Below are 25,546 nucleotides of genomic sequence, written 5' to 3'. Positions count from 1 at the left end.
TAGGGTCTTTCCACCCCCTCGTCACCTGGCCGAGCGGCTAGCCATTCAGCCGCCCGGCCCCGCCGCGCCTTGATCTGGCGCAGGAAACCGCGGGTTTTCCGGTCGGATGGCCAGGCCATGGGTAGGATTCCCGCCACCCTCGCCTGGCTTGAAGCTGCGGGATCGCGGGGGTGATTCGAGAAGCCTGATGCCTGACCAGAAAGCCGCGGCCGAGGCCGCCCAGGCTCGGGTTCGCGAGGCCCTCGCCGACGCCCCGGCGACCACCTTCTTCCGCCACCGCTTCTCCCTGCTGGCCCTGGACTTCGACGAGCACCTGCGCCTGGTCTCCGCCGCCGGCGTCACCCGCGAGGGCGCGGACGCCCACTGGCCCGCCCGCACCGGGGTGCGCCTGGCCGACCTGTTCGACCCCGCCGACGCCGCGGCCATCGCCCCCCTGGTGGAGGCCGCTCTGGCCGGCCAGGCGGGCATGACCAAGCTGGTCGCGGCGTCCGGCGAGGATCGCATCCTGCGGGTCTCCTTCCTGCCCCGCAGCGTCGACGGGCAGCAGCGCGGCCTGGTCCTGAGCGTCAACGACGTCACCGCGCGGGAGGAGGGAATCGCCAAGCTGCGGGCCCTGGAGGACCGGCTGCGGGCCATCCTCACCCACGCCGCCGACGCCATGATCGTGATCCGCACCGACGGGGTCATCGAGGGCGCCAACGAGGCCGCCGTGCGCCTGACCGGCTGGACCGAGGCCGAGCTGGTCGGCCGCCCGATCCAGCTGCTGATGGATGAGCCCTATCACAGCACCCACCAGGGCCAGATCGAGCGCTATCTGGAGAGCGGGGTCAGCGGCATCCTCAATGTCGGGCCCCGCGCCCTGCCCCTGCGCCACCGCCTGGGCCACATCGTCCCCATCGAGCTCTCCATCGGCGAGGCGGTGATCGGCGGGGAGCGGAAGTTCATCGGCGCCTGCCGCGACATCACCAAGCGCCTGCAGGTGGACGAGGCCCTGAGGGCGGCCAACGCCGAGCTGCGGGGCACGGTCCTCGAGCTGGAGACCCTCAGCGCCGGGCTGGAGAGCCAGAAGGCGGCCCTGCAGGCCCTGGCCCGCGAGACCGAGGCCGCCCGGCGCACCGCCGAGGTGGCCAACCAGGCCAAGTCGCGATTCGTCGCCACCATGAGCCACGAGTTGCGCACGCCGCTCAACGGCATCCTGGCCGTCGCCGAGGCCCTGTCGAACCGCGCCCTGGCGCGGGACGACCTGGAGCTGGTCAACATCATCCGCTCCTCCGGCCAGGGCCTGTTGTCGATCCTCAACGAGGTGCTGGACCTGGCCAAGGTCGAGGCCGGCGCCCTGCTGCTGGATCCCCGCCCCTTCTCGCCGTCCGAGGCGGTGACCGCCGTCGGCGACGTCTGGCGCTTCGCCGCCGAGGCCAAGGGAATCAGCCTGAAGGTCAGCCTCAGCCGCCTGCCCCCCACCCTGCTGGGCGACGCCGGGCGCCTGCGCCAGGTGCTCTCCAACCTGGTCAACAACGCCATCAAGTTCACCGATCGCGGTCAGGTCACCCTGGCGGCCCGCCGCATCGGCCGCGGCGCGAACCTGCGCTTCGAGGTCACCGACAGCGGCCCGGGCATCGAGGAGGACCAGCGCGAGCGCCTGTTCGAGCCCTTCATCCAGGCCGACGCCGGCACGACGCGCAAGCATGGGGGCACGGGCCTGGGCCTGGCCATCTGCCGCGAGCTCGTCACCCTGATGGGCGGCCGCATCTGGGCGGAGAACGCGCCGGAGGGCGGCGCCCGAATCGTCTGCGAGATTCCCTTCGAGACCACCGACGCCGTCGCCGCCGCGCCCGCGGGCGCAGGCCGCAATTCCGGCGCGGACGGCCAGCCCGGCGACCCGCTGATCCTGGTGGCCGAGGACCATCCCCTGAACCGCCGCGTGGCCGCCATCGTCCTGGAGGGCGCGGGCCTGCGCTTCGAGTTCGCCGAGGACGGCGTCGCCGCCGTCGAGGCGGTGAAGACCGGCCGCTTCGACTTGGTGCTGATGGACGTTCACATGCCCCGGATGGACGGCCTGGAGGCCACCCGCGCGATCCGCGCCCTGCCCGGCCCGGTGGCCGCCATCCCCATCATCGCCGTCACCGCGGCCTCCCCCGACGAGGTCACCGAATGCCGCGAGGCCGGCATGGACGACTTCGTCTCCAAACCCATCGGCGCCGCGGCCCTCCTCCAGCGCATCGCCGAACACCTGCAGCCGGCATGACACCCTCCCTCCCCTTCATGGGGAGGGCAGGCCGGCTTGCCGGCCGGGGTGGGGAAGTCTGGCCACAACCCCCACCCGTCCGAGGCTGCGCCTCGTCCACCCTCCCCATGAAGGGGAGGGAGTGCTCACACCGCCGCCTCGGCGTCGTCCAGCACCCGGGCCAGGGCCTCCTCGGCCCGGGCCCGGGCGTTGGGGGCCTTGAACAGCTTGGCCTGCTGCTGGAAGGCGAGGGAAACGCCCGACACCTCGAAGGCCACTTGTCGGCCAAAGTCGGCCGGGGCGGGGCCGCCGCGCGGCAGGTCGCTCGCCACCCGGGCCAGGGTCTCGTGCCAGGCGCCCTGGCTCTCCACCAGCAGGTCGTGCAGGGCGCCGGGGCGGTCGTCATATTCCTGGGCGGCGACGGCGAACAGGCAGCCGCGCATGCCCGGCTCCCCCTCTATCCAGTCGAACCAGCGGGCCATCAGCGCCGCCATCCGCGGCCGGCCGCGGGGCGCCTGCAAGCCGGGCTCCACGACCCGGGTCCGGAACCGGTCGATGGCCTCCTGCAGCACCGCCAACTGCAAGGCCTCCTTGGATTTGAAGTGCGCGAACAGGCCGCTCTTCGACAGGCCCAGCCGCTCGGCCAGGGGCCCCAGCGACAGCCCCGACAGCCCGATCTGAACCGCGCTGTCCAGGGCCTGACTGACGATGGCCTCGCGGGTGGTGGCGCCTTTTCCCATGCCGCGCTTTTAGCACGACCGGTCGTTTTGTCTAGCCGAGCGCGGCGTCCAGATCGGCGATCAGGTCGTCGGCGTCCTCGATCCCCACCGACAACCGGATCAGTCCGTCATGGATGCCCAGACGTCGGCGCGTGTCGGCCGGGATCGAGGCGTGGGTCATGATCGCGGGGTGCTCGATCAGGCTCTCAACCCCGCCCAGGCTCTCCGCGAGCGTGAACAGCCGGGTCTTTTCGAGCACGGATCGCGAAGCCTCGAGTCCTCCATCCACGACCACCGACATCATCCCGCCGAACCCGCCGGTCATTTGACGCCGCGCCAGCTCGTGCTGCGGGTGGCTGGCCAGCCCCGGATAGATCACCTGTTCGACCCCCTTGCGGCCCTCCAGCCAGGTGGCGATCTTCAGGGCGTTGGCGCAGTGCCGCTCCATCCGCAGGCCCAGGGTCTTGATCCCCCGGTGGGCCAGGAAGCTGTCGAAGGGCGAGGCCACCGCCCCCACCGCGTTCTGCAGGAAGGTAAGCTTTTCAAGCAGATCCTCGTTCTCGCCCACCACCAGGCAACCGCCGACGATGTCGGAATGGCCGCTGAGGTACTTGGTCGTGGAGTGCATCACCACGTCGAACCCGAACTCCAGCGGCCGCTGGATCGCCGGGCTGGCGAAGGTGTTGTCCGCCGCCGCGATGATCCCGTGCGTCTTGGCGAGCGCCGCCAGGGCCTTCAGGTCGGCCAGCCGCAGCAGGGGGTTGGTGGGGGTCTCCACCCACAGCAGCCGCGTGTTGGGCCGGATCGCCGCCTCCACCGCGGCCAGGTCGCTGAGGTCCACGAAGCTGAACTCCAGCCCCGCCGAGCGCTTGCGCACCTTGTCGAACAGCCGGAACGACCCGCCATAGAGGTCGTCGGTGGCGATGACGTGATCCCCGGCGTCGAGCACCTCCAGCAGGGTGGCGATGGCCGCAAGCCCCGAGGCGAAGGCGTAGCCCTTGGCCCCGCTCTCCAGGTCGGCCACCGCGCGCTCGAAGGCGAACCGGGTGGGGTTCTGGCTGCGGCTGTACTCGAACCCCTGGTGCACCCCCGGGCTCGACTGGGCGTAGGTGGAGGTGGCGTAGATGGGCGTGATCACCGCCCCGGTGCTGGGGTCCGGATACTGCCCGCCGTGGATGGCGCGGGTGTTGAAATCCAAGCGGTTCTTGCCGTCGGTCACGCTGCGCGCCTCAGATAGTTGATGAGATCGATGCGGGTGATCAGCCCCAGGAACTCGCGCCCGTCGAGCACCAGCACGACGTGATCCTTGTCGAAGATCGGCAGCAGGGCCTCCAGCGGCTCATGGGCCTGGAGGGTGTGCAGCTTGGCGGTCATGGCCGAGCTGACCGGCTGGGAGAACCGCTTGTCGGGCCTGCGTTCCTCGATGGCGTCCAGCAGGTCGCTCTCGTCGATCAGCCCGATCAGCCGCCCGTCGTCCAGCACCGGCAGCTGCGAGACATCGGCCTGGCGCATGCGGTTGTAGGCCGTCAGCAGGGTGTCGGTCGGCCCCACCGTCACCGCCCCGCCCTCGCTGGGGGTGCGGGCGATCAGGTCGCGCAGGTCGCCGTGCAGGGCCCGCGCCGTCAGCCCCTGCTCGGCCAGCCAGCTGTCGTTGTAGACCTTGGACAGGTACTTCGAGCCGGTGTCGCAGACCAGCGTCACCACCCGCTTGGGCGTCGTCTGTTCGCGGCAATAGCGCAGGGCGGCGGCCAGCAGGGTGCCGGATGAGGATCCGCCCAAAACCCCAGCCTTTCGAAGCAGATCGCGGGCGGCGCCGATACTCTCGCTGTCGGGGATCGAATAGGCCTTGGCCACCAGGGAGAGGTCGCAGTTGTCGGGAATGAAGTCCTCCCCGATCCCCTCCACCACCCAGGAGCCGGGCTCGATGGTCTCGCCGGTGTTGATCAGGGGCGCCAGGATCGAGCCCACCGGATCGGCCAGCACCATCTGCGTCTTCGGCGACACCCTGGCGAAATAGCGGCCCAGCCCGGTCAGGGTGCCGCCCGAGCCTACCCCCACCACCATGGCGTCGAGGTGACCGCCCATCTGCTCGAAGATCTCCGGGCCGGTGGAGGTCTCGTGGGCCAGGGGATTGGCCGGGTTGGCGAACTGGTTGACGAACACCGCGCCGGGAATGCCCGCCGCCAGGGCGAGCGCCATGTCCTGGTAGTAGTCCGGATGCCCCTTGCCGACGTCGGAGCGGGTGATGCGGACATCGACCCCCATGGCCCGCAGATGCTGGATCTTCTCCCGGGACATCTTGTCGGGAACCACCAGCAACAGCTTGTAGCCCTTGAGGATTCCCACCTGGGCGAGGCCCAGCCCGGTGTTGCCGGCCGTGGCCTCGACGATGGTCCCGCCGGGCTTCAGGGAGCCGTCGGCCTCGGCGGCCTCGATCATCGAGCGGGCGATGCGGTCCTTGATGGAGCCGCCGGGATTGGCGCTCTCCAGCTTGATGAACAGCTGGCAGGGGCCGGTGTCGAAGCCGGCCAGCTCGATCATCGGCGTACGGCCGATCAGGTCCAGCGCCGAGCCGACCGGCCCGGGCAGGGGGTGGGAGTCCATGGGGCGTCCTCGCTCACGCTCGTGAGATCGGCGTGTGTTCGCCCTAGGAACGCATCAGCCGCGAGTCCGCGCAATATGGAGCAGAAAAAACTCCACGGTCTTATGGACCGTGGAGAAGCTTGCCCCTAAGCCGCCTTCTGGCCGTCCTCATAGACCGGCGCGTCGTCGGCCGGCAGGGCCGCCTTGCCGCGGATCATGTCGGCGGCCTTCTCGGCGATCATGATGGTGGGCGCATTGGTGTTGCCCCCCACCAGGGTCGGCATGACCGAGGCGTCGACGACGCGAAGGCCGGCGATGCCGCGCACCTTCAGCTCGCCGTCCACCACCGCCATGGGGTCGTCGGCCGAACCCATGCGGCAGGTGCCCACCGGGTGGTAGATGGTCTCGGCCACCTCCTTGATCCAGGCGTCGATCTGCTCGTCGGTCTGCACCGCCTCGCCCGGGAACAGCTCGGTGGAGCGGTACTTGTCCAGGGCCGGCTGGCGGGCGACTTCGCGCATCATCTTCACCCCCTCGCGCAGGGCGCGGCGGTCTTCCTCGGCCGACAGGTAGTTGGCGAAGATCGCCGGATCGTCCAGCGGGTTGGCGGAGTTCAGCCCCACCCGGCCGCGGCTCTCCGGCCGCAGCTGGCAGACGTGGAAGGTGAAGCCGTCCTTGGCCACCTGGGTCTTGCCGTGGTTCTGCATGACGGCCAGCACGCAGTGAACCTGCAGGTCGGGGCGGTCGAGGTCGGGGCGCGACTTCAGGAAGGCGCCCGATTCCAGCATCTGCTTGGAGCCCAGGCCCTTCTTGAACAGCAGATAGTTGAGGCCGATCAGGGCGGTCTTGATGCCCTTGCGGGCCGAGAACACGGTGATCGGCAGCGGACATTCCCACGACAGGGTGACGTCCAGGTGATCCTGCAGGTTGGCGCCGACGCCCTTCAGGGCATGGACCACCGGCACGCCGTGCTTGGTCAGTTCTTCCGGATCGCCGATCCCCGACAGTTGCAGGATGTGCGGCGACTGCACGGCGCCGGCGCAGAGCAGGACCTCGCGGCCGGCTTGAACCACCTGCTTGACCTCCTTGTCGTCGATGAACTCGACGCCGGTGGCGCGGCCGTTCTCGATGACGATCTTCGTCGTGCGCGCGCCGGTGAGGCAGGTCAGGTTGGTCCGGCTCAGCACCGGATGCAGGTAGCCGCGGGCGGCGCTCCAGCGCTCGCCGTTCTTGATGGTGAGCTGGTAGGGACCCCAACCTTCCTGCTGGAAGCCGTTGAAATCGCTGGTGACCTTGTGCCCGGCCTGACGGCCCGCCTCGATGGTGGCCTTGTAGATCGGGTTGGGGTCCGACGCCTTGGTGACCGCCAGCGGGCCGTCGCCGCCGTGCCACTTGTCCCCGCCACCCTCCAGGCTCTCGGAGCGCTTGAAGTAGGGCAGCACGTCCTTGTAGGACCAGCCCTGCAGGCCCATCTGGCGCCACTGGTCATAGTCCCGGGCGTGGCCGCGGATATAGATCATGCCGTTGATGGAGCTCGACCCGCCCCAGCCCTTGCCGCGCGGCCACCAGAGCTTGCGGTTGTTGAGGTTCGGCTCTTCCTCGGTCCAGAACCCCCAGTTGTAGGTGCCCTTGGCGCCGATCAGGCCGCCGACGCCCGCGGGCATGCGGACCATCAGGGAGTTGTCCTTCACGCCGGCTTCCAGCAGCAGGACCTTCACCGTGGGGTCCTCGGTCAGGCGGTTGGCCAGGACGCAACCGGCCGAGCCGGCCCCGATGATGATGTAGTCGTAGCGGTCCATGCGCGGCCCCGTCCCTTGGCGTGCTTATTTGGCCGAACCCTTACAAGCCTCTACGCCCGAAACAAGACCGGACGCCGCGTCAGCCCGCAGAAAGTTGACGCCGGCGTCACGGACGGCGGAACTCCATGATCCAGTTGGTTTCCCAGCTCTTCCCGCCGTCATAGGAGAAGGCCTGGCTCCAGCGCGGCGCCTGGGGGTCGGCCGTCCGCCAGTCGAACACCACCTGCACCGGCCGGTCGCCATCCATGTCCTCGCCACGGAAGGTCCCCCGCGTCCCCTCGAAGCGGCCCATCACCGGCGGCTGCATCACCCCGTCGCGGTCTGTGATCCACCAGATGGTCCACGCGTCGCGCTCGGGGCTGTAGAGCCGGAAGGTCATCCCCTTGAAGCCCTGGGCGGCGAAGTCGATCTCATCGAGACTGCACATGCCGCCAAGCCGCAGGTCCGAGCGCTGGCGGGCCTCGAAGACCTCCCAGTCCGTCGAACCCACGCCTCGCCCCTTCAGCCGGCGGTTGGTGACGATCCAGTCGCCGTGATTGAAGTCGAAGGCGTGGCGCGAGGTCTGGGCGGCGGCGGACATGGAAGGCTCCTCAAGCTGGAGCCTGAACCTACCGCCACCCTGCTGACAGGTTTTGTCAGCTACCGGCCCTTCCAGTTCGGCGCGCGCTTCTGGGCGAACGCCATCGGCCCCTCGACGAAGTCCTCCGAACGGAACAGGGCCGAGATGGCCGGATAGCGGTTCTGGCCGGCGATGGCCGCCTCCAGGCTCGGCTCGTCCAGGCCGCGATAGACCGCCTCCTTCGAGGCCCGCACCGACATGGGCGACAGCTCGGCGATCTGGGCGGCCCAACGCTTGGCGGTCGCCATCAGCTCGGCCTGGGTGCTGACCTCGTTGACGAAGCCCAGCTCGTGGCCCTCGGCGGCGGTGACCCGGCGGCCGGTGAGGATCATGCCCAGCGCCCGCTTGGTGCCGATGGCGCGCGGCAGGCGGTGCAGGCCGCCGGCCAGGGCGGCGAGGCCCACCCGCGGCTCGGGCAGGGCGAACACGGCGTTGTCGGAGGCCACGATGATGTCGCAGGCCAGAGCGATCTCGAAGCCACCGCCCATGGCCACCCCGTTGACCGCCGCGATCAGCGGCTTGTTCAGGTCGAAGCGCTGAGCCAGGCCCGCGAAGCCCGACTTCGGCATGGCCATCGAGCCGCCGGTGGCCTGGTTCTTCAGGTCGTTGCCGGCCGAGAAGGCCCGCTCGCCGGCGCCGGTGATGATGCCCACCCACTGGTCGGGATCGGCGTTGAAGGCGTTGAAGGCCTCGTCCATCTCGAAGTGCATCGGCGAATGCACGGCGTTCATCACCTCGGGCCGGTTGAGGGTGAAGACCGTGACCGGGCCCTCGCGCTCCACGGAGATGAATTCATAGGCCATCGGATGTCCTCCCATCGTTGTTGGGAGGAGGCTGGCGGGGCGCCGTGGCGTCCGTCAAGCGGACTTGGCGAGCGCCTGGGCGAGGGCTTCCATCAGTTCGCGCGTGCCGCCCTCGCGGAATTCCGACTTGTCGTGACCGTCGAGGAAGGCGCCCATCTCGGTCACGGTCAGCCGCGTGCCCGCGCCCTCTGGCCGCAGCTCCACGGTGGCCACCGAGGCGGAGATGCGGGTCTGGTCCATGTCCATGGTGTAGGTGGTGACGATCCGCTCGTTCGGCACGATCTCCTGGTACTGGGCGTCATAGCTGTAGACGGGCCCGTCGCCCGGCTTGCCCCGGCCGTGCTCGCCGCCGCCCACCTTGAAGTCCAGCGTGTAGCTCTCCCAGCCCTCCGGGCCGCCGAACCACTGCATCTTGGCGTCGCGGGACGACCAGGCGGCGAAGACGCGTTCGGGGGTGGCCGGATAGGTGCGCTCGATGACGAAGGTCCCATGGGCGACAGAACGTTGGGTCATTTGGAGTCTCCGTTGTCGGGGGTGGCGGCCAGGAAGTCCCCCAGCCGGTCGAGGCGCTTGGCCCAGAGGGTGCGGCGCTCGTTGATCCAGGTCTCGGCCAGGCTGAGCGCGTCCGGATCGATCTGGCAGGTGCGCACCCGCCCCACCTTCTGCGAGCGGACGATGCCGCTGGCCTCCAGGACGGCCAGGTGCTGCATCACCGCCGGCAGGGACATGGCCAGGGGCTCGGCCAGTTCGCTCACGGAGGCCGGTCCGCGGCTCAGCCGGTCCACCATTCCGCGCCGGGCCGGATCGGCCAGAGCCTGGAACATGAGGTCGAGGGCCGCTTGTTGGTTAAGCATGTACTTAAGTATCAGTCGCCCCGGAGCCTGACAAGCCCCTCCCCGCTTGACCCGGAGGGCGGGCTCCCGCACCAAATCCCCATGACCGCCCTCCCCGCCCTCGACGGCCCCCTCATCCCGCCCGCCTCCGGCGGCGCCCCCAAGAGCCTGGTGATCCTGCTCCACGGCTATGGCTCCAACGGCGAGGACCTCATCGGCCTGGTCCCGCATTGGCGGCACGCCTTCCCCGACACCCTGTTCATCTCCCCCAACGCGCCCCAGATCTGTCCCGGCGCGCCGGGCGGATATCAGTGGTGGCCGATCACCAGCATGGATCCCCAGTCCCGGATCGCCGGGGCGCGCGCCGCGGCGCCGATCCTCGACGCCTTCATCGACGCCCAGCTCGCCCGCTACGGCCTGTCGGAGGACAAGCTGGCCCTGGTGGGCTTCAGCCAGGGGACCATGATGGCGCTGCAGGTGGGCCTGCGGCGGCCCCGGCCGGTGGCCGGCATCCTGGGCTATTCCGGCATGCTGGCCGACGAGGGCGGCCTGTCGGAGATCACCAACAGACCGCCGATCCTGCTGATCCACGGCGACGCCGACCCCATGGTGCCGGTGGCCGCCTTCCATCATGCCGGCGCGACCCTGCAGGGCCTGGGCTACGAGGTCGGCGGCCATGTCTCGCCCGGCCTGGGCCACAGCATCGACCTGGACGGCCTGCAGATGGGCGGCAACTTCCTGCACAAGGTGCTGAACTAGGGGCCTCGCCCCTGGCGCCCTCCGCCATCTGCGCTACCTTGATCTGAACGGCGCCGCCGACGAGCGCCCGGCATCAGGCGAGGCTTCCCATGGACGACGAACTCAACCCCGCGAGCACCGATCGCGACTCCCGCCTGACCCGGCGCGGCTTCTCCACCGTCGCCATGGCCACCGGCGTGGCCCTGGCCGGCCAGGCCCTGGCCGCCGAGGTGGTGGAGACCGACGTCACCATCGCCACCGCCGACGGGACCTGCGACGCGGCCTTCTTCCATCCGGCCGGCAAGGGCGCCTGGCCCGCCGTGGTGATCTTCACCGACATCATCGGCCTGCGCCCGGCGTTCCGCGACATGGGCAGGCGCATGGCCGCCGAGGGCTATGCGGTGCTGGTCCCCAATCCCTTCTACCGCACCCGCAAGGCGCCGGTGATCAGCGGGCCCTTCGACTTCTCCAACCCCACCGACCGCGCCAAGCTGACCGAACTGACCGCGCCGCTCACCACCCCGGCCAAGAGCACCGACGCGGCGGCCTATGTCGCCTGGCTGGACAAGCAGCCCCAGGTCAACGCGAAGAAAAAGATCGGCGTCCAGGGCTACTGCATGGGCGGGCCCTACAGCTTCATCGCCGCGGCGAACCACCCGAGCCGGGTCGGCGCGGCCGGCTCCTTCCACGGCGGCGGCCTGGTGACCGACAAGCCCGACAGCCCCCACCTGATGGTGGCCAAGGCCAAGGCCGGCTTCCTGGTGGCCATCGCCGAGAACGACGACGCTAAGCAGCCCGACGCCAAGGACAAGCTCAAGGCGGCCTTCGCCGCCGCCAAGCTGCCCGCCACGGTGGAGGTCTATGCCGGCGCCCAGCACGGCTGGTGCGTGAAGGACGGGGCCGTCTACAACCCGGCCCAGGCCGAGAAGGCGTGGGCCGCCCTGACGGCGCTCTACAAGAAGAACCTGGGCTAAAGCCCCACGGAGACTTTGCGCGACATCAAGGCTCCCAGCACCCGCGAGAGGCATGGGTGCAGGCTTGGGAGCCTCGGAGAATCGGCGTGCGGCGCAAGTCACAGGATGCAAGCGAGGCGCCGCGGGTGGCGGGACCCCTCGCCCTCGCCGCCGCCCTGATCGTCACCGGCCTGGTGCTCGTGCGGCTGGTGGACGTGCTGCTGCTGATCTTCGGGGCGGTGCTGTTCGCCATCCTGCTGAACGCCATCGCCGCGCCCCTGCGCACCCGCACCCCCCTGGGGCGGATCGGCAGCCTGGTGGCCGCCGTCATCGTCACCGCCCTGGCGATCGCCGCCATCCTCTGGGCCTTCGGCAGCAAGCTGGACTCCCAGCTGGCCAGCCTGGCCGACATGGTGCCCCGCGCCTGGGACGACTTCCAGGCGCGCCTCTCCCGCTCCACCCTGGGCGCCCTGCTGCTGCGGGAGCTCGACGCCCTGCCCGGACCCGATGGCGGCTGGCTCAGCCTGGCGCCGCGGGTGGCCGCCAACGCCGCCAGCGGGCTGGCGGCCACGGTGATCGTCATCTTCGCCGGGCTCTATCTGGCCTTCCATCCCAGGACCTATGCCGAGGGCCTGGTGCGGCTGTTCCCGCGCGACCTGCGCGCCCGCGCGCTCGAGATTCTCGCGGCGATCCACGACGCCCTGAAGCGCTGGCTGCTGGCCCAGCTGTTGTCCATGGCCCTGGTGGGATCGACGACGGCGCTCGGCCTCTGGCTGGTGGGCGCGCCGTTCCCGATCGGCCTGGGGGTGCTGGCGGGCCTGGGCCAGTTCGTGCCGGTGGTGGGCCCCATGGCCGCGGCGGTCCCGGGCCTGCTGGTTGCCCTGGCCGCCGGCCCCCAGGTCCTGGCCATGACCGCCGGGGTCTATCTGGTGGCCGCCCAGCTGGAGGCCAATGTCATCACGCCCCTGGTGCTGCGCCGGATGGCGGCCCTGCCGATGGCGGTGACCCTGTTCGCCGTCCTGGCCATGGGCGTGCTGCTGGGGCCCCTAGGCGTGCTGCTGGCGACCCCCTTGGCGGTGGTGGCCTACGTCCTGGTAAAGATGGTCTATGTGGAGGACGTGCTGGGGGACCGGCCGGAGGCGCCGGTGATCGCCGCTAAGCCTTTCTGGCGGCGTCGCCGAGGGCCATGAAGGCCAGGCCGGTGGTGAGGACCGCGATGCCGGCCATCAGGCCGAAGGCCGGGGTCGATCCCTGGAACACCCCGCCCGCCAGCATCAGGGCGGCCACGACGCTGGCCATGGCGGAGCTGAGGATCCAGCGCCAGACCTTGAGGGGGCGCAGTTCGAGGGCCAGGGCCAGCTGAAAGGCGCCGTCGACGATGAAGGCGGCCGCCACCAGCAGGGTGACGGCGATGGCGCCCGCCGCCGGATTGAACAACAGGAACACCCCCGCGGCCACGGCCACCAGGCTGCTCACCACGCCGGGCCAGAAGGACTTGGCGCCGGTCATCAGCAGGCTGGCGCCCAGCATCAGGGCCCCGGCGAGCCACAGCAGCCAACCGGCGAAGCCCCCGATCACCAGGTGCGCCAGCTGGGGCCAGACCATGGCCGCCGCGCCGATCACCGCCAGGCTGCAGCCGAGCCAGAACAGGCGTCCGGGGCGGGTCTTCAGTTGGGACCAGAGCCCCTCCGATGTCGTCGTGGTCATGACCCGCCTCTCGCTGCGCCGACATCATCGGCCAAAGCGCGGGCCAACGCCATTGAGCCAGGTCAAGCGGCGGGCGATGATGGTCCCGACGCCGCCGCGTTGAGCAAGGTCAAGGCGAGGCCCTCCCAACCGTTGAACCCTCAGGCCCATGACCCAACCCGACGCTCCCTTCGCCATCGCCCGGCCCCTCGGCGGCCAACTCGACGCCCTGCTGACCTACTGGCAGGGGCTGCGGCGCGGCGCGGCGGAGATTCCGTTCTGGGACGACGTCGACCTGACGCAGGCCCAGAAGATCGGCGGCGAGGTCTTCCTGCTGGACGTCTTCGCCCAGCCCGAGCGGTTCCGGTTCAGCATCCTGCAGCAGGGGGTGCCGAGGGCCGAGCAGGAAGCGATTCTCGGGCGGTTCATCGACGAGGTGAACCTGCCCCATCCCTTCCAGCTGCTGCGCGCCCAGTGCAGCGCCACCGTCGAGGAGCAGCGGCCGACGGTCTATCGCCACGCCGATCCCGCCACGGTGGCCGACAACTATGAGCGCCTGCTGCTGCCCGCCTGGGGCGAGGGCCAGGTGCGGATGCTGCTGGGCGCCGTCGCCCGCGGCTGAGCCGCCTCAGCCGACCGCGGCCACGCTCACGCCCTTGCGCAGGCGCAGGACGTCGGCGCGGCGGCACAGGCTGGTGCCCGGCGCCAGCAGGGTGGCCGAGGCCGTGGCCGTGGCCCACCGGAGCGCCTCGGGGGGCGCCAGCCCTCGGGCCAGGGCCCAGACCAGGCCCGCGAGGAAACTGTCCCCGGCGCCGATTGTGCTGACCGGCGCGATGTCCAGGGGCGGGGCGCGCCAGGCGCCCTGCCCGCTCACCAGCAAGGCGCCCTCCCGACCCAGGCTGAGCGCCACCAGCGCCGCGCCGCCGGCGGCGATGATCTCGCGACAGGCGGCCAGGCGGCTCGCCAGGTCCGGCAGCGGGCGGCCGCACAGATCCTCCAGTTCCTTGAGATTGGGCTTCACCAGCCAGGCTCCCGCCGCCAGCCCGGCCTTCAGGGCCTGGCCCGAGGCGTCCAGCACCACCTTCACCCCCGCCCGCCGCGCCTGGCGGATCAGCCGGTCGTGGGCGGCCAGGGGGAAGCCCGGCGGCAGGCTGCCGCTGAGCACCAGGATCTCGGGCGCCGGCGTCAGCTGCCTCAACAGCGCCAGGACCTGCCGCTGCTCGGCCGTCCGCAGCGGCCCACCCGGCATGACGAAGCGGTATTCCTGCCCGGTGGCCAGGTCGTGGGCGGTGAAGTTCTCCCGCGTCTCGGCCTGGGTCGCGACCACCGCCACCGGCACGCGCTCGGCGGCCAGCAGCGCCCGCAGCCGATCGCCGCCGACCCCGCCCGCGACGAAGACCGCCACGGCCTGGCCGCCCAGGCGGCGGATCACCCGGGCCACATTGACGCCGCCGCCGCCGGGGTCACGGCGCAGGTCGTGGCAGCGCAGCTTGCGCTCCGGCTCCAGCCGGTCCACCGCGGCGCTGAGGTCCAGCGCGGGGTTCAGGGTCAGGGTGGCGATCACCGGCGCCGCGGCGCGCGCCCGGGTCAATGGGCGAAGGCCTTCATATGGGCCGGGGGCCCGGGCGCCTCGACCTGCGCCTCGACCTCGGCGGCCAGGCGCATCATCTTCAGGGCGCTGGAGGGATTGACGCTGATGGCGTCGACCCCGTGCTGGATGAGGAATCGCGCGACCTCCGGATAGGTGGCCGGCGCCTCGCCGCAGATCCCCACATGTCGATGGTTCACCCGCGCCCCCACCACCGCCTGGCGCAGGAACTCCAGCACCCCGGGATCGCGTTCGTCGAAGTCGAAGGCGACGGTCTCGGAGTCGCGGTCCACCCCCAGCACCAGCTGGGTGAGGTCGTTGGAGCCGATGGAGAAGCCGTCGAACAGGGCGGCGAAGGCGTCGATCTGGATGACGTTGTTGGGGATCTCGCACATGACGTGGATCTCCACCCCGCCCTGCCCCTGGACCAGGCCGTGCCCTGCCAGGGCCTCGATGACCTGCTCGGCCTCGGCCACCCGGCGGCAGAAGGGCACCATGATCGCCAGGTTGGTGAGGCCCATGGTCTCGCGCACCCGGCGCAGAGCCCGGCACTCCAGGGCGAAGCCGTCGGCATAGGCAGGATGGGCGTAGCGGGCCGCCCCGCGGAACCCCAGCATGGGATTGGCCTCCAGCGGCTCGAAGTCGCGGCCGCCGATCAGGGCGGCGTATTCGTTGGTCTTGAAGTCCGACAGCCGCACGATCACCGGCCGGGGATAGAAGGCCGCCGCGATGGTCCCCACCCCCTCGGAGACCCGCTGCACGAAATAGTCGGCGGGCGAGGCGCAGCCCTCCGACATCCGCGCGATGGTGGTCCGCGCCCGGGGCGAGCCGACCCGCTCGGGGTGGGCGAGCGCCATGGGATGGGCCCCGACCCCCTGGCTGATGATGAACTCCATCCGCGCCAGGCCGACGCCCGCCACCGGCAGGGCGGCGTACTTGAAGGCCAGGTCGGGGTCGCCGAGGTTCAGCATCACCTCGGTGCGGGTGGGCGCCAGGTCCCCCACCGAGAGGTGCTCGACCTCGAAGGGCAGTTCGCCGGCATAGACCTGTCCGGCCTCGCCGCCGGCGCAGGAGACCGTGACCATCTGGCCGGTGGTCAGGGCCGCGGTGGCGTTCCCGGCGCCGACCACGGCCGGCACCCCCAGCTCGCGGGCCAGGATGGCGGCGTGGCAGGTGCGGCCGCCGCGATCGGTGACGATGGCGGCGGCGGTCTTCATCACCGCCTCCCAGTCGGGACTGGTGGTGGCCGCCACCAGCACCTCGCCGGGCTGGAGCTGGGCCAGGTCCTTGGGCGTGACGATCACCCGGACCCGTCCGCTGGCGATCTGCTCACCCACCGACTTGCCGGTGACCAGAACCTCGCCGGCGCCCTTGAGCCGCCAGGTGTCGATCTCGCCGGCGGTCCGGCGCGAGGTCACGGTCTCGGGCCGGGCCTGCAGGATATAGAGACGGCCATCGCGTCCGTCCTTGGCCCACTCGATGTCCATGGGCCGGGGATGGCCGGCCCGCGCCGAGAAGTGGGCCTCGATCCGCATCGCCATGCCGGCCAGGGCCAGCACCTCCTCGTCGGTGAGGCAGAACCGCCGCCGATCCTCGGCCGAGGTGCGGCGCTCCACCGGCCGGGCGGCTTCGCCCTTGCCCTCCAGCACCAGCTTTATCGCCTTGCCCCCCAGCTTGCGGCGCAGCACCGCGCGGAAGCCCTTAGCGAAGGTGGGCTTGTGGACATGGAACTCGTCGGGATCGACCCGGCCCTGGACCACGGTCTCCCCCAGCCCGTAGGCGCCGGTGAGATAGACCACGTCGGAAAAGCCGCTCTCGGTGTCGAGGGTGAAGATCACCCCGCTGGCCCCGCGGTCGGCGGCCACCATCTTCATCACCGCCACCGACAGATAGACCTTGAAGTGGTCGAAGCCGTTCTCGGCCCGATAGACGATGGCCCGGTCGGTGAAGATCGAGGCGAAGCAGCGGCGGCAGGCCTCGATCACCGCGGCCTGCCCCGTCACGTGCAGGAAACTCTCGTGCTGGCCGGCGAAGCTGGCGGTCGGCAGGTCCTCCGCCGTGGCCGAACTGCGCACCGCCAAGGTCAGGCCGGGCCCCTCGCGGGCGGCCATGGCCCGCCAGGCCTCGCCGATCTGGGCGCAGAGGGCCGAATCGGCCGTGGCCTCATAGACGATCTTGCGCGCCGCCTCGGCCCGCACCGCCAGTTCGGCGGTGTCGCGGACATCCAGCCCGTCCAGCAGGCGATGCAGGGGCTCCCACGCGCCGGCCCGGGCCAGGGCGTCGCGATAGGCCTCGGCGGTGACGGCGAAGCCGGGCGGAACCTCCACCCCGTCGCCACGGAGGCTGCTGAGTTCGCCGATAGCCGAGGTCTTGCCGCCCACCAGGGCGGTGTCGTCGGCCGACAGGGTCGAGAAATCGCGGATGTAACTCATGGTGGGCGCCTCCACCGTGAAGTGTGCGCCGTCCAGCCAATCACGCTTTGCCGTGGATCAAGAGACGGGCGGGGTCTCCGCCAGGCGGGCCAGGCCGCCCAGGGCGATCTGCAGGCACATGTCGACCGCGGTCTCGATCTCGAGGTCTCCGTCCGCCACCAGCTTTCCGGCGCGGCCGGTGACGGCCATCAGCAGGTCCACCGCCGCGATCGCCCGCGGCAGCGGCAGGCCGTAGGCCCGGCGTGTGGCGCGCACGAGATAGCGGATGGTCTGGTCGCGATTGACCTTGCTCTCGGCCTCCATCAGCGCCGCCGTCGCCGGGTCGGCCAGCAGGGCGGCGATCAGCGGGCCGCGGTCGCGAACGTGCTCAAGATAGTGGCGGGTGGTCTGGACGATCAGGTCGGGAAAGGTCTCCGCGCGCAGGGCCGCGGCCATGCCCCGGTCGCCCAGCTCGGCCTGCTCGCGCTGCAACAGCGCCCCCAGCAGGACGTCGCGGGTGGAGAAGTAGGTGTAGACCAGGGCCTTGCTGACCCCTGCGGCGCGGGCCAGCCGTTCCATGGTGGCGGCCTGCAGCCCCTCCTGCACGATCACCCGGGCGGCGACGTCGAGGATCTGGTCCCGGCGGGCGGCCGGCGTCAGCCGGGTGCGGACGCGCTCTGTCATGGCCAACCTATGCCGCGCCGCCGCCCCTCAGGTCCAGAGCGGCGAGGAGGCCTTAAGCAGGCGCGTCATCAGGATCATGCGCGACACGTCCCGTCCGTCCTTGGCGTCGCGCAGAGTGCTCGCGAACCAGGCCACCTCGGTCTTGGGAGACTCCGACAGGGCCAGCAGCCGACCGTCGGCCAGGTAGTCGTGCTCCATGAACACCGGGCCGTCGAGCCACTGGACCTCGATGGCCCCGAACATGCCGACAAAGGCCTCGTCGGGCTTGAACAGGGGCGTCTCCACCTCGCGCATGGCGTCGATGGCGATGGCGGGGGCCGCGACCCGTTCCCCCCACACCGTCGGGTCCTCGTATTCCGGCAAGGGCTCGGTGATGAACTCCAGGCGCTTCTCGTTGCGCGACAGCTCCAGGCGGGCCGGCACGTCCACGCAGGTGTCGCCCACCTTGGACCGCTTCAGAATCCGCAGGTCCTCCGCCGGCCGCACCGCTTTCAGCTTCTGGCGCAGGAAGCTCCCCAGGTCGGGCGGGCCGGAGGCCGCCGTGCCTTCGCAGACGCGGCGCCCCTCGGCGTCCTCCATCCACACCTCGGCCCGCATCCCGCCCTCCGGGCGCAGGACCGGATCGCGGGCGAAGACCTGGACCGGCTCGCCGTCGGTGGTGGGGGTCAGGAAATAGAGCGACAGGTTGCCGGTGCGATACCAGTCGCGGCCGAACAGCTCGGCCATCAGCGGCGGGAACTGCTCGAAGTGGATGTTGCCGGCCACCGTGCCGCCCTTGAAGCCCAGCTTCTGGGCGGTGGCGTCGTCGTGGATCGAACCCTTGGCGTGCTTGGAGAAATTGTCGGGCCGGCGCACCGGTCCTGCGGTCACGCCGTCCCGGCGGGTGGCGGTGAAGGGCGCGTCGGACATCTGGGCCTCACTGTCGGTTGACCGGGTCTGGCGAGGCCGGATACTATTGGACGATCCTTATAATAACAATCCGGACCCGACATGGATCTCGACTTCTCGGACGAGGAGACCGCCTTCCGCCAGGAGGTCCGCGACCTGATCGCCCGGGTCTTTCCCGCCGGAGAGGCCTTCGACGGGTCTCCCGCGCACGAAACCCGATGGCATCAGGCCCTGCTGGCCCGGGGCTGGGCGGTCAACAAGTTCCCGGTCGCCTTCGGCGGACCCGGCTGGACCCCGGCCATGAACTTCATCTGGGAACGGGAAACCGCCGCGGCCGGCGTCCCGGCCCAGGTCGGCGGCATGGGGCCCGGCATGCTGGCGCCGGTCCTCTTCGCCTATGGCAGCCCCGAACAGCAGCAGCGCTTCCTGCCGGGCATCGTCGCCGACACCACCCGCTGGTGTCAGGGCTATTCCGAGCCCGGCGCCGGGTCCGACCTCGCCTCGCTGCGGACCCGGGCGGTGCGGGAGGGCGAGGTCTATGTGGTGGACGGCGAAAAGGTGTGGACCAGCGGCGCCCACAAGGCCGACTGGATGTTCTGCCTCACCCGCACCGCCACGGAGGCCAAGCCCCAGGCCGGGATCACCTTCCTGCTCATCGACATGCGCAGCCCGGGCGTGGCGGTGACGCCGATCATCTCCATCGACGGGCGGCACGCCTTCAACCGCGTGACCTTCGACGGCGTCCGGGTTCCGGTGGAGAACCGCATCGGGGAGGAGGGCCAGGGCTGGACCTACGCCAAGGGCCTGCTCACCCACGAGCGGACCGGTCAGGCCTTCGTCTCCCTGTCCCTCAACCTCGCCCGCGGCATCCGCATCGCCGCCTCGACCGAGGTGGCGGGATCGGCTGGCGGCCGGCTGATCGAGGACCCCGGGTTCGCCAGCCGCCTGGCCGCCCTGGAGATCGAACTGAAGGCCCTGGAGATGACCGAGCTTCGCACCCTGTGGGAGGTGGCCGCGGGTTCGGCGCCGGGCGCTCAGTCCTCGATGCTGAAGCTCAAGGGCACCGACATCGTCCAGCGGCTGACGGAGCTCTATGTCGAGTGCGCCGGCCCCTACGCCGCGCCCTGGTTTCCGGAGGTGGAGGGGCCCGCCGACTCCCTGGGCCCCGACTGGGCGCGCCGCGAGACCGTGCGTTATCTCGAGGGCCGCGCGGCCAGCATCGCCGGCGGCTCCGACGAGGTTCAACGCAACATCATGGCCAAGCACGTCCTGAAGATCTGACGCGCCGGGAACCTTGGCCGTGACGCCGCGTTTCGCCGCCAACCTGAGAAACGCCCGGAGCGCCCCATGACCAAGATCACCGCCACCCTCGCCATGCTGTTCGGCGCCGCCGCCCTGACCGCCTGCACCACCACCGACCCCTATACGGGCATGCCGGTGCGCAACAACGCCGGGACGGGCGCGATCGCCGGCGCCCTGGGCGGCGCGGCGCTCGGCTATCTCACCAACACCAACAGCGGCGAACAGGGCCGCAAGAACGCCCTGATCGGGGCCGGCATCGGCGCCCTGGCCGGCGGCGCGGTCGGCAACTACATGGACCGCCAGCAGGCCGACTTCCGCCGCTCCCTCGAGGGTTCGGGCGTGCAGATCCGCCGCCAGGGCGACAACATCGTCCTGATCATGCCCAGCGACGTCACCTTCGCCGTCGACCAGTCCGACGTGCAGCCGCGCTTCACCCCGGTGCTGGACGACGTGGCCCGCACCCTCAACGCCTATCCCCAGACCACCATCGACGTGGTGGGCCACGCCGACTCCAGCGGCGCCGACGACTACAACCAGTCGCTCTCGGAACGCCGCGCCAGTTCGGTGGCCAACTATCTCGTGGGCGCCGGCCGCGTCCTGCCGGCCCGCATCTTCGTGGCCGGTGAAGGCGAGCGCCAGCCGGTGGCCAGCAACGCCACCCCGGAAGGCCGCGCCCAGAACCGTCGCGTCGAGATCATCCTGCGTCCCGTCGTCGGCTAGACCTCACCGTCAGACCTGACCAAGCGCCCTCGGCCTCGCGGCCGGGGGCGTCTTGCGTTTCGCGCCTAGCCCGCCGCCCTCAGCTCGGCCTTGTAGCGCTTCCAGTTGGCCACATAGTGCATCGCGCCGCCGGCCAGCATCCGGGCCTGGCCTTCGGACACCTCCCGCACCACCTTGCCCGGCGCGCCCATGACCAGGGAGTTGTCGGGAATCTCCTTGCCCTCGGTGATCAGCACATTGGCGCCGATCAGGCAGTTCTTTCCGATCCTCGCCCCGTTCAGGATGATCGAGCCGATCCCCACCAGGGAGTTGTCGCCGATGCTGCAGCCGTGCAGCATGACCATGTGGCCCACGGTGACATTGGCCCCGATGGTCAGGGGCGAGCCGGTGTCGGTGTGCAGGACCGAGCCGTCCTGCACATTCGAGTTCTCGCCGATGATGATGGGGTCGTTGTCGCCTCGAATTGTCGCACCGAACCAGACCGAGGCGTTTTTCTTGAGAATCACCCGGCCCATGACCGCCGCGTTCGGCGCTATCCAGTATTCGTCCGCATCCGGAAGCTCCGGACCCACATCGCCCAAGTTATAGACACTCATTGTCGCACCCCGTTTATTGTCGCGGATCGTTTGCTTAATCCGCGATTAACCCCGTTAGGATCATCTTAGTCGGGCGATTCGAGAGGGCGATAGCCTTCCCGAACCGGCCATGGCCGGTTTTCGGTCCTGGCGTCCCGCATGACGGAGACGAGGGTGTCGCGTTTGTGGCTTCGGCGGGTCTCACCGCCAGCATTGCGAAGCGAAAGCGGTCCGCCGGGCTGCGCACGACGCGCCTCTGTCTCAACAATCCAGTCGACCTCGAAGGGCGATCCATTGCGGATACGCCCTTTTTTCATGCCCTTACGGAGGCTTTGATGACCAAGCGAGCCCTGAAGCGACAAGTGCGCGAAGGCGCGTTCGACGCCGGCCAATTCCAGGATGACGGCAAGGTCCGTCGGCTGCCGGTAGAACGGGCTTGGTCGCCTCTCGCCCATCACAATGATGACCGCGAGCAGGGGTACCTCAAGACCATCAAGTCCAAGTCCCCGGGCCAGGACGAACTGATCGCGGCCATCGACGCCAAGAACCTGGTCATGGCGCTCGGCCCCGCGGGCACCGGCAAGACCTATCTGGCCATCGCCAAGGCGGTGGAGGCCCTGGAGGCCGGCAAGGTGGGCCGCATCGTGCTGTCCCGCCCCGCCGTCGAGGCCGGCGAATCCCTCGGCTTCCTGCCCGGCGAGATGGAGGACAAGCTCGCCCCCTATCTGCGGCCCCTCTACGACGCCCTGTCCGACCGGCTCTCCATGAAGCGGGTCCGGGCCCTGATGACCGAGGGCGCCATCGAGATCGCGCCCGTCGGCTTCATGCGCGGCCGCACCCTGAACAACGCCTTCGTGGTGATCGACGAGGCCCAGAACTGCACCTATGGCCAGCTGAAGATGCTGCTGACCCGCCTGGGCTGGCACTCCACCATGGTGGTCACCGGCGACCCCAACCAGTCGGACCTGCTGCCGGAGCTCTCGGGCCTCGGCCCCGTGGCCGACAAGCTCGAGGCCGTCGCCAACATCGCCGTGGTCCGGCTGAAGGACCGCGACATCGTCCGCCACCCGCTGGTGGCCGAGATGCTGGGGGTTCTCTAACGTGTGAAGGCCGGCCTCGGGGGCTCCGAGGCCGGCCGACTCACCGGATCTTCGTCCACAGTCGCCCGTTGCGGGCCAGCTCCGCGCCGTGTTCGAACATGTTGTTCAACAGGCCGTGGTCGAACCGCAGCATGTTGATTCCGCCGAAATCGGCGGGGATCGAAGCGGTGTGCAGGGCGAACCCGTTGATCTCGCAATAGGCCCCCACCGAGCGCAGGGCGTTGCGATAGGTCGATCTCAGCATCAGCTCGAAACTGCGGATCAGGATCGGCACCACCCCCATCGGGGTGACCGCCGAGACCGGCTCCAGGGTGGTGTTGACCAGGGCGTAGACCTCCACCTCCCGCACCGCCCACTGCTGGGCGCGGCGCACGATCAGCGGCTCGGGCACGACGAACAGCGGGGTGATGGTGCCCCCGTCCACATGCATCTCGGCGAAGACCGCGTCCTCGGTGGCCACCGAGATCATCTTGGGCGGAAACAGGCCCGGCATGCTGGCCGAGGCGATCAGTACGTCCTTGAACAGCATCAGGGCCTCGGGCCCGCCCTGGCTGGCGATGGCCCCCATGTCCCAGATCGACAGCCTCTGGGTGTCCAGGTTGGCGGTGGCGACGAACAGGCGCCGGCCCTCGGAATGGGCGACGGCGACGGCCGCCAGCAGCTCGGCGTCGATGTAGCGCCGCACCAGGCCCGCCAGCGGGTCGCTGGCGTAGAGGCCGGCGCCCGGCCGCAGGGTGGTCCAGTCCAGGATCACCGAGGTCTGGTCCCCCAGATAGGCGCCCGCCAGTTGCTCGTCCCAGTCGGAGCCGAGGAAGGCGAAGGGGGCGATCAGGGCCCCGGTGCTGACCCCGGTCACGATGTCGAACTTCGGCCGGGTTCCCGACTGCGTGAGGCCCAGCATGGCGCCGGCCCCGAAGGCGCCGCCCGCCCCGCCGCCCGAGAGGGCCAGGACGCGCAGACAGTCGGGGGCGGCGGTGGGGGCGCGGGTCGGCAAGTCGCCGTAGAACCGGGCCAGGCCCTGCTCGTCCTCGTCGCCGATGAAGCGGACCTGTGAGAACCCGGCCGGCTCTGCGCGCACGCCGCCGGGCGGGGGTCCGACCCGCCCCAGACGCCTGGGCCAACTTGGCTTCATGATCCCTCCGCGACCGACGGAACCACCTTAGCAACAACCGGGGCCAGCGTCGCGGGGCGCACGCCGCAGGCGGTGCGGCGGCGACCGGGCCTCCCGGTCAGGACAGGAGGGAGGCCCGGTCTGAGTCACCTCACTTCGCCGCCTGCCCCCCCCGGGGCGCGACGTCGAAGGCCTTGGTTCGACGCGGGGGGCGTCTCACCGCACGCGCCCGGTCAGGCACGGGCGCACCCCTCAGCTAGCAAGGGCCGCACGGGCCCAACATGACGAGGATCAAGGTTGTCGGCGGGAGCGTCGGGCCCCCCGACGGGGCGGAGTTGCCGACGCGTGGCGTGCCGGCGATCGCCGACACGCTGCAGGGCGCGATCGCCTGAAGCGAGGACCGGTTCAGGCGGACGGACGCCCGCTAGGGGAGATCTTCGGCGAGGATCGCCATCTCGAACATGAAGGAGCCGTCGCCGTCCTCGTCCTCGAAGACCACGCCGATGAACTCGTCGTTGATATAGACCTCGGCCGAGTCCTTCTGCTTGGGACGGGGAACCAGGCTGATCCGCGCATTGGCGAAGGTGCCGCGCAGGTGGCCCTCCAGCTTGCGCATCATTCTCTCGTCCACGGCCATCTCCTCGGCGATTCAACAGCCGCGGAACCTAGCGGTTCGGGGCGATCTTAGGAACCGTCAGATGACGTAGTCGTACACAGCTTCGGCCAGGGTGTGATCCATGCTGCGGGCCGGCTCGTCGCAAGTCGGGCAGTTGACCAGGCGCGCGGGAACCCCGGCGGCCGTGCAATGGGCCGGAACCGGCTTCAAAACCACAGAGCCGGAGGCGATCTTGGCGTAGTCGCCGATATGGATATTGCCCAGCACCTTGGCCCCTGCGCCCAGCAGGACGCCCTTGCCGATCTTGGGGTGGCGGTCGCCGCGCTCGGCGCCGGTGCCCCCCAGGGTCACGCCCTGCAGCAGGGAGACGTCGTCGCCGATCACCGCGGTCTCGCCGATGACGATGCCGGTGCCGTGGTCGATGAAGACCCCCGACCCGATCTTGGTGGCCGGGTGGATGTCCACCTGGAACACCTCCGACATGCGGCTCTGCAGGTAGAGGGCGATGGTCTCGCGGCCCTGCCCCCAGAGCCAGTTGGCGACCCGCTGGGTCTGCAGGGCCTGGAAGCCCTTGAAGAACAGGAACGGTTGGACATAGCCCTTGCAGGCCGGGTCTCGCTCGAACACCGCCTTCAGGTCGGCCTCGGCGATATCCACCAGCTTGGGATTGTCGTTGTAGGCGGCGTCGGCCAGTTCGCGCAGGCTCATGGCCCGCAGCTCCTGGTCGCCGAGCTTGCGCGCCAGTTGGTAGCTGAGCGCGGCGCCCAGGTCGTGGTGGCTCAGCACGACGGCGTTCAGCAGCGAGGCCAGGGCAGGCTCCGACTGGGAGGCCCGTGCGGCTTCGTTGCGCAGTGCGGCCCAGACCGGCGGCGGCGATGCCGGGTCGATGACTTCCAGACGCTGGCTCATCGGTTCCTCCCGTCCCATGACGTTCCCCTCATCCTAGCATGGCCGCCGAAAGATCGCTCGGCAAAGCGCCCTCCCTGGCCATGTGGTAGCCCCGCAGCAGCATCGCAACCGTCAGGGCGTCCTGCATATAACCCCCGACCGCCGCCTCCAGCGCTTCCCGAAAAGGTACGCGCGCCATCAGGATATCTTCGGTGCCGTCGCCCTGCGGCTCGGCGTGAACCTGGGTCAGGCCCGTGGCCAGGTAGCCGAAGGCGTGCTCGTCGGTGACCGAATTGGAGAGCTGCATCCGCAGGATTTCCCGCCAGTGGGCGGCCTCCAGGCCGGTTTCCTCCAGCAGTTCGCGCTGGGCGCTCTCCAGGGGATCGTCGGCCAGCGGGCCGCCGCCCTCGGGAATCTCCCAGCTATAGTCGGCGAAGGGCAGCCGGTTCTGGCCCACCAGGGTGATGGTCCCGTCGTCATGCACCGGCAGGATGGCCATGGCGAAATTCTTGAAGCTGACCACCCCGTACAGCGCGTCGGCCCCGGTCGGCGCCACGGCGTCGTACTCGGTCACGCGGATCCAGGGATTGTCGTAGATCGGCCGCGGCGGCCCCTTGGTCCAGGGACGCCCGTGCGCCACAAGCCAGCTCGGTTTTTGCGACATGTTCTCAACTAGCTTGCGAAACCACCCCCATATAAGAGAACT

The 25,546-nt window shown here is 70.2% G+C and carries 26 protein-coding genes; 8 read left to right on the top strand and 18 right to left on the bottom strand.

Features of this window, described 5'->3' with window-relative positions; translation table 11 throughout:
- The first annotated feature begins 187 nt into the window (after positions 1 to 187).
- Entirely contained in the window at positions 188 to 2,245 is a 2,058-nt protein-coding gene (locus tag AC1RN5_RS04725; RefSeq protein ID WP_493040091.1) for an ATP-binding protein, read from the top strand.
- A gap of 125 nt (positions 2,246 to 2,370) precedes the next feature.
- On the opposite strand, the gene AC1RN5_RS04720 is transcribed toward AC1RN5_RS04725, so the two are convergent.
- From AC1RN5_RS04720 to AC1RN5_RS04685, 8 genes are all read right to left on the bottom strand, one after another.
- A complete protein-coding gene (locus AC1RN5_RS04720) occupies positions 2,371 to 2,964 on the bottom strand; it encodes a TetR/AcrR family transcriptional regulator (protein ID WP_493040090.1) in 594 nt (197 codons plus the stop codon).
- A 31-nt stretch (positions 2,965 to 2,995) separates the two neighbouring features.
- Positions 2,996 to 4,162 carry a cystathionine gamma-synthase gene (locus AC1RN5_RS04715; RefSeq protein ID WP_493040089.1) on the bottom strand — a complete coding sequence of 389 codons (1,167 nt, stop codon included), beginning with the start codon at positions 4,160 to 4,162 and terminating at the stop codon, positions 2,996 to 2,998.
- A complete protein-coding gene (locus tag AC1RN5_RS04710) occupies positions 4,159 to 5,547 on the bottom strand; it encodes a pyridoxal-phosphate dependent enzyme (RefSeq protein ID WP_493040088.1) in 1,389 nt (462 codons plus the stop codon). The genes AC1RN5_RS04715 and AC1RN5_RS04710 overlap by 4 nt, the downstream gene beginning before the upstream one ends.
- Before the next feature lie 125 nt (positions 5,548 to 5,672).
- The gene (locus tag AC1RN5_RS04705; protein WP_493040087.1) at positions 5,673 to 7,325 is read right to left on the bottom strand and encodes a choline dehydrogenase; all 1,653 of its coding nucleotides are present in this window, start codon (positions 7,323 to 7,325) and stop codon (positions 5,673 to 5,675) included.
- 106 nt (positions 7,326 to 7,431) lie between these two features.
- The gene (locus AC1RN5_RS04700; protein ID WP_493040086.1) at positions 7,432 to 7,905 is read right to left on the bottom strand and encodes a DUF1579 domain-containing protein; all 474 of its coding nucleotides are present in this window, start codon (positions 7,903 to 7,905) and stop codon (positions 7,432 to 7,434) included.
- Between the two features lie 59 nt (positions 7,906 to 7,964).
- Positions 7,965 to 8,747, bottom strand: a complete 783-nt coding sequence (locus AC1RN5_RS04695) for an enoyl-CoA hydratase-related protein (protein WP_421932256.1) — start codon at positions 8,745 to 8,747, stop codon at positions 7,965 to 7,967.
- Positions 8,748 to 8,801: 54 nt separating this feature from the next.
- Positions 8,802 to 9,260 carry an SRPBCC family protein gene (locus AC1RN5_RS04690; protein ID WP_493040085.1) on the bottom strand — a complete coding sequence of 153 codons (459 nt, stop codon included), beginning with the start codon at positions 9,258 to 9,260 and terminating at the stop codon, positions 8,802 to 8,804.
- Complete coding sequence (locus tag AC1RN5_RS04685) at positions 9,257 to 9,601, bottom strand: ArsR/SmtB family transcription factor (protein WP_493040084.1); 345 nt, start codon at positions 9,599 to 9,601, stop codon at positions 9,257 to 9,259. The genes AC1RN5_RS04690 and AC1RN5_RS04685 overlap by 4 nt, the downstream gene beginning before the upstream one ends.
- Before the next feature lie 81 nt (positions 9,602 to 9,682).
- Here AC1RN5_RS04685 and AC1RN5_RS04680 point away from each other — a divergent pair, with 81 nt between their 5' ends.
- The 3 genes from AC1RN5_RS04680 (at position 9,683) to AC1RN5_RS04670 (ending at position 12,461) form a co-directional block, all read left to right on the top strand.
- Positions 9,683 to 10,339, top strand: a complete 657-nt coding sequence (locus AC1RN5_RS04680; RefSeq protein ID WP_493040083.1) for an alpha/beta hydrolase — start codon at positions 9,683 to 9,685, stop codon at positions 10,337 to 10,339.
- A gap of 89 nt (positions 10,340 to 10,428) precedes the next feature.
- Positions 10,429 to 11,292 (top strand): dienelactone hydrolase family protein, encoded by an 864-nt coding sequence (locus tag AC1RN5_RS04675; protein WP_493040082.1) that lies wholly within the window; start codon positions 10,429 to 10,431, stop codon positions 11,290 to 11,292.
- 86 nt (positions 11,293 to 11,378) lie between these two features.
- Positions 11,379 to 12,461: an AI-2E family transporter gene (locus AC1RN5_RS04670; protein ID WP_493040081.1), complete on the top strand. Its 1,083-nt coding sequence runs from the start codon at positions 11,379 to 11,381 to the stop codon at positions 12,459 to 12,461.
- On the opposite strand, the gene AC1RN5_RS04665 is transcribed toward AC1RN5_RS04670, so the two are convergent.
- The gene (locus tag AC1RN5_RS04665) at positions 12,427 to 12,978 is read right to left on the bottom strand and encodes an HdeD family acid-resistance protein (protein WP_493040080.1); all 552 of its coding nucleotides are present in this window, start codon (positions 12,976 to 12,978) and stop codon (positions 12,427 to 12,429) included. The two genes, AC1RN5_RS04670 and AC1RN5_RS04665, sit on opposite strands and share 35 nt — an antisense overlap.
- Before the next feature lie 148 nt (positions 12,979 to 13,126).
- Between AC1RN5_RS04665 and AC1RN5_RS04660 the strand changes: the two genes are divergently transcribed.
- A complete protein-coding gene (locus tag AC1RN5_RS04660) occupies positions 13,127 to 13,579 on the top strand; it encodes a PAS domain-containing protein (RefSeq protein WP_493040079.1) in 453 nt (150 codons plus the stop codon).
- Positions 13,580 to 13,585: 6 nt separating this feature from the next.
- Here AC1RN5_RS04660 and AC1RN5_RS04655 read toward each other — a convergent pair whose 3' ends face one another.
- The 4 genes from AC1RN5_RS04655 to AC1RN5_RS04640 are packed head-to-tail and all read right to left on the bottom strand — an operon-like array spanning position 13,586 to position 18,549.
- Positions 13,586 to 14,548, bottom strand: coding sequence for a 1-phosphofructokinase family hexose kinase (locus AC1RN5_RS04655; RefSeq protein WP_493040078.1), 963 nt, complete (start codon positions 14,546 to 14,548; stop codon positions 13,586 to 13,588).
- Positions 14,545 to 16,977 carry a phosphoenolpyruvate synthase gene (gene ppsA / locus AC1RN5_RS04650; RefSeq protein WP_493040077.1) on the bottom strand — a complete coding sequence of 811 codons (2,433 nt, stop codon included), beginning with the start codon at positions 16,975 to 16,977 and terminating at the stop codon, positions 14,545 to 14,547. Before ppsA ends, AC1RN5_RS04655 begins: the two co-directional genes overlap by 4 nt.
- 57 nt (positions 16,978 to 17,034) lie before the next feature.
- Positions 17,035 to 17,640 carry a TetR/AcrR family transcriptional regulator gene (locus AC1RN5_RS04645; RefSeq protein ID WP_493040076.1) on the bottom strand — a complete coding sequence of 202 codons (606 nt, stop codon included), beginning with the start codon at positions 17,638 to 17,640 and terminating at the stop codon, positions 17,035 to 17,037.
- A 27-nt stretch (positions 17,641 to 17,667) separates the two neighbouring features.
- Positions 17,668 to 18,549, bottom strand: coding sequence for a hypothetical protein (locus AC1RN5_RS04640; RefSeq protein ID WP_493040075.1), 882 nt, complete (start codon positions 18,547 to 18,549; stop codon positions 17,668 to 17,670).
- A gap of 81 nt (positions 18,550 to 18,630) precedes the next feature.
- Between AC1RN5_RS04640 and AC1RN5_RS04635 the strand changes: the two genes are divergently transcribed.
- Together AC1RN5_RS04635 and AC1RN5_RS04630 are read left to right on the top strand one after the other, a co-directional pair.
- Complete coding sequence (locus tag AC1RN5_RS04635; RefSeq protein WP_493040074.1) at positions 18,631 to 19,809, top strand: acyl-CoA dehydrogenase family protein; 1,179 nt, start codon at positions 18,631 to 18,633, stop codon at positions 19,807 to 19,809.
- A 66-nt stretch (positions 19,810 to 19,875) separates the two neighbouring features.
- A complete protein-coding gene (locus AC1RN5_RS04630) occupies positions 19,876 to 20,550 on the top strand; it encodes a YiaD family glycine zipper/OmpA-like lipoprotein (RefSeq protein WP_493040073.1) in 675 nt (224 codons plus the stop codon).
- 65 nt (positions 20,551 to 20,615) lie between these two features.
- Here AC1RN5_RS04630 and AC1RN5_RS04625 read toward each other — a convergent pair whose 3' ends face one another.
- Entirely contained in the window at positions 20,616 to 21,146 is a 531-nt protein-coding gene (locus tag AC1RN5_RS04625) for a gamma carbonic anhydrase family protein (protein WP_421932270.1), read from the bottom strand.
- 314 nt (positions 21,147 to 21,460) lie between these two features.
- Between AC1RN5_RS04625 and AC1RN5_RS04620 the strand changes: the two genes are divergently transcribed.
- The gene (locus AC1RN5_RS04620; protein WP_493040072.1) at positions 21,461 to 22,225 is read left to right on the top strand and encodes a PhoH family protein; all 765 of its coding nucleotides are present in this window, start codon (positions 21,461 to 21,463) and stop codon (positions 22,223 to 22,225) included.
- 40 nt (positions 22,226 to 22,265) lie between these two features.
- On the opposite strand, the gene AC1RN5_RS04615 is transcribed toward AC1RN5_RS04620, so the two are convergent.
- From AC1RN5_RS04615 to AC1RN5_RS04600, 4 genes are all read right to left on the bottom strand, one after another.
- Complete coding sequence (locus tag AC1RN5_RS04615; RefSeq protein ID WP_493040071.1) at positions 22,266 to 23,357, bottom strand: patatin-like phospholipase family protein; 1,092 nt, start codon at positions 23,355 to 23,357, stop codon at positions 22,266 to 22,268.
- A 403-nt stretch (positions 23,358 to 23,760) separates the two neighbouring features.
- Complete coding sequence (locus tag AC1RN5_RS04610) at positions 23,761 to 23,973, bottom strand: DUF3126 family protein (protein ID WP_370689228.1); 213 nt, start codon at positions 23,971 to 23,973, stop codon at positions 23,761 to 23,763.
- Positions 23,974 to 24,030: 57 nt separating this feature from the next.
- Complete coding sequence (cysE, locus tag AC1RN5_RS04605) at positions 24,031 to 24,861, bottom strand: serine O-acetyltransferase (RefSeq protein ID WP_421932273.1); 831 nt, start codon at positions 24,859 to 24,861, stop codon at positions 24,031 to 24,033.
- 28 nt (positions 24,862 to 24,889) lie between these two features.
- Complete coding sequence (locus AC1RN5_RS04600) at positions 24,890 to 25,504, bottom strand: NUDIX domain-containing protein (protein WP_493040070.1); 615 nt, start codon at positions 25,502 to 25,504, stop codon at positions 24,890 to 24,892.
- Between the last annotated feature and the right edge of the window lie 42 nt (positions 25,505 to 25,546).

It is taken from the genome of Phenylobacterium sp. GW821-FHT12F10 (assembly GCF_058806695.1).
The sequence above is the reverse complement of the archived record's forward strand: the minus strand, read 5'-3'. Positions and strand labels throughout refer to the sequence as shown.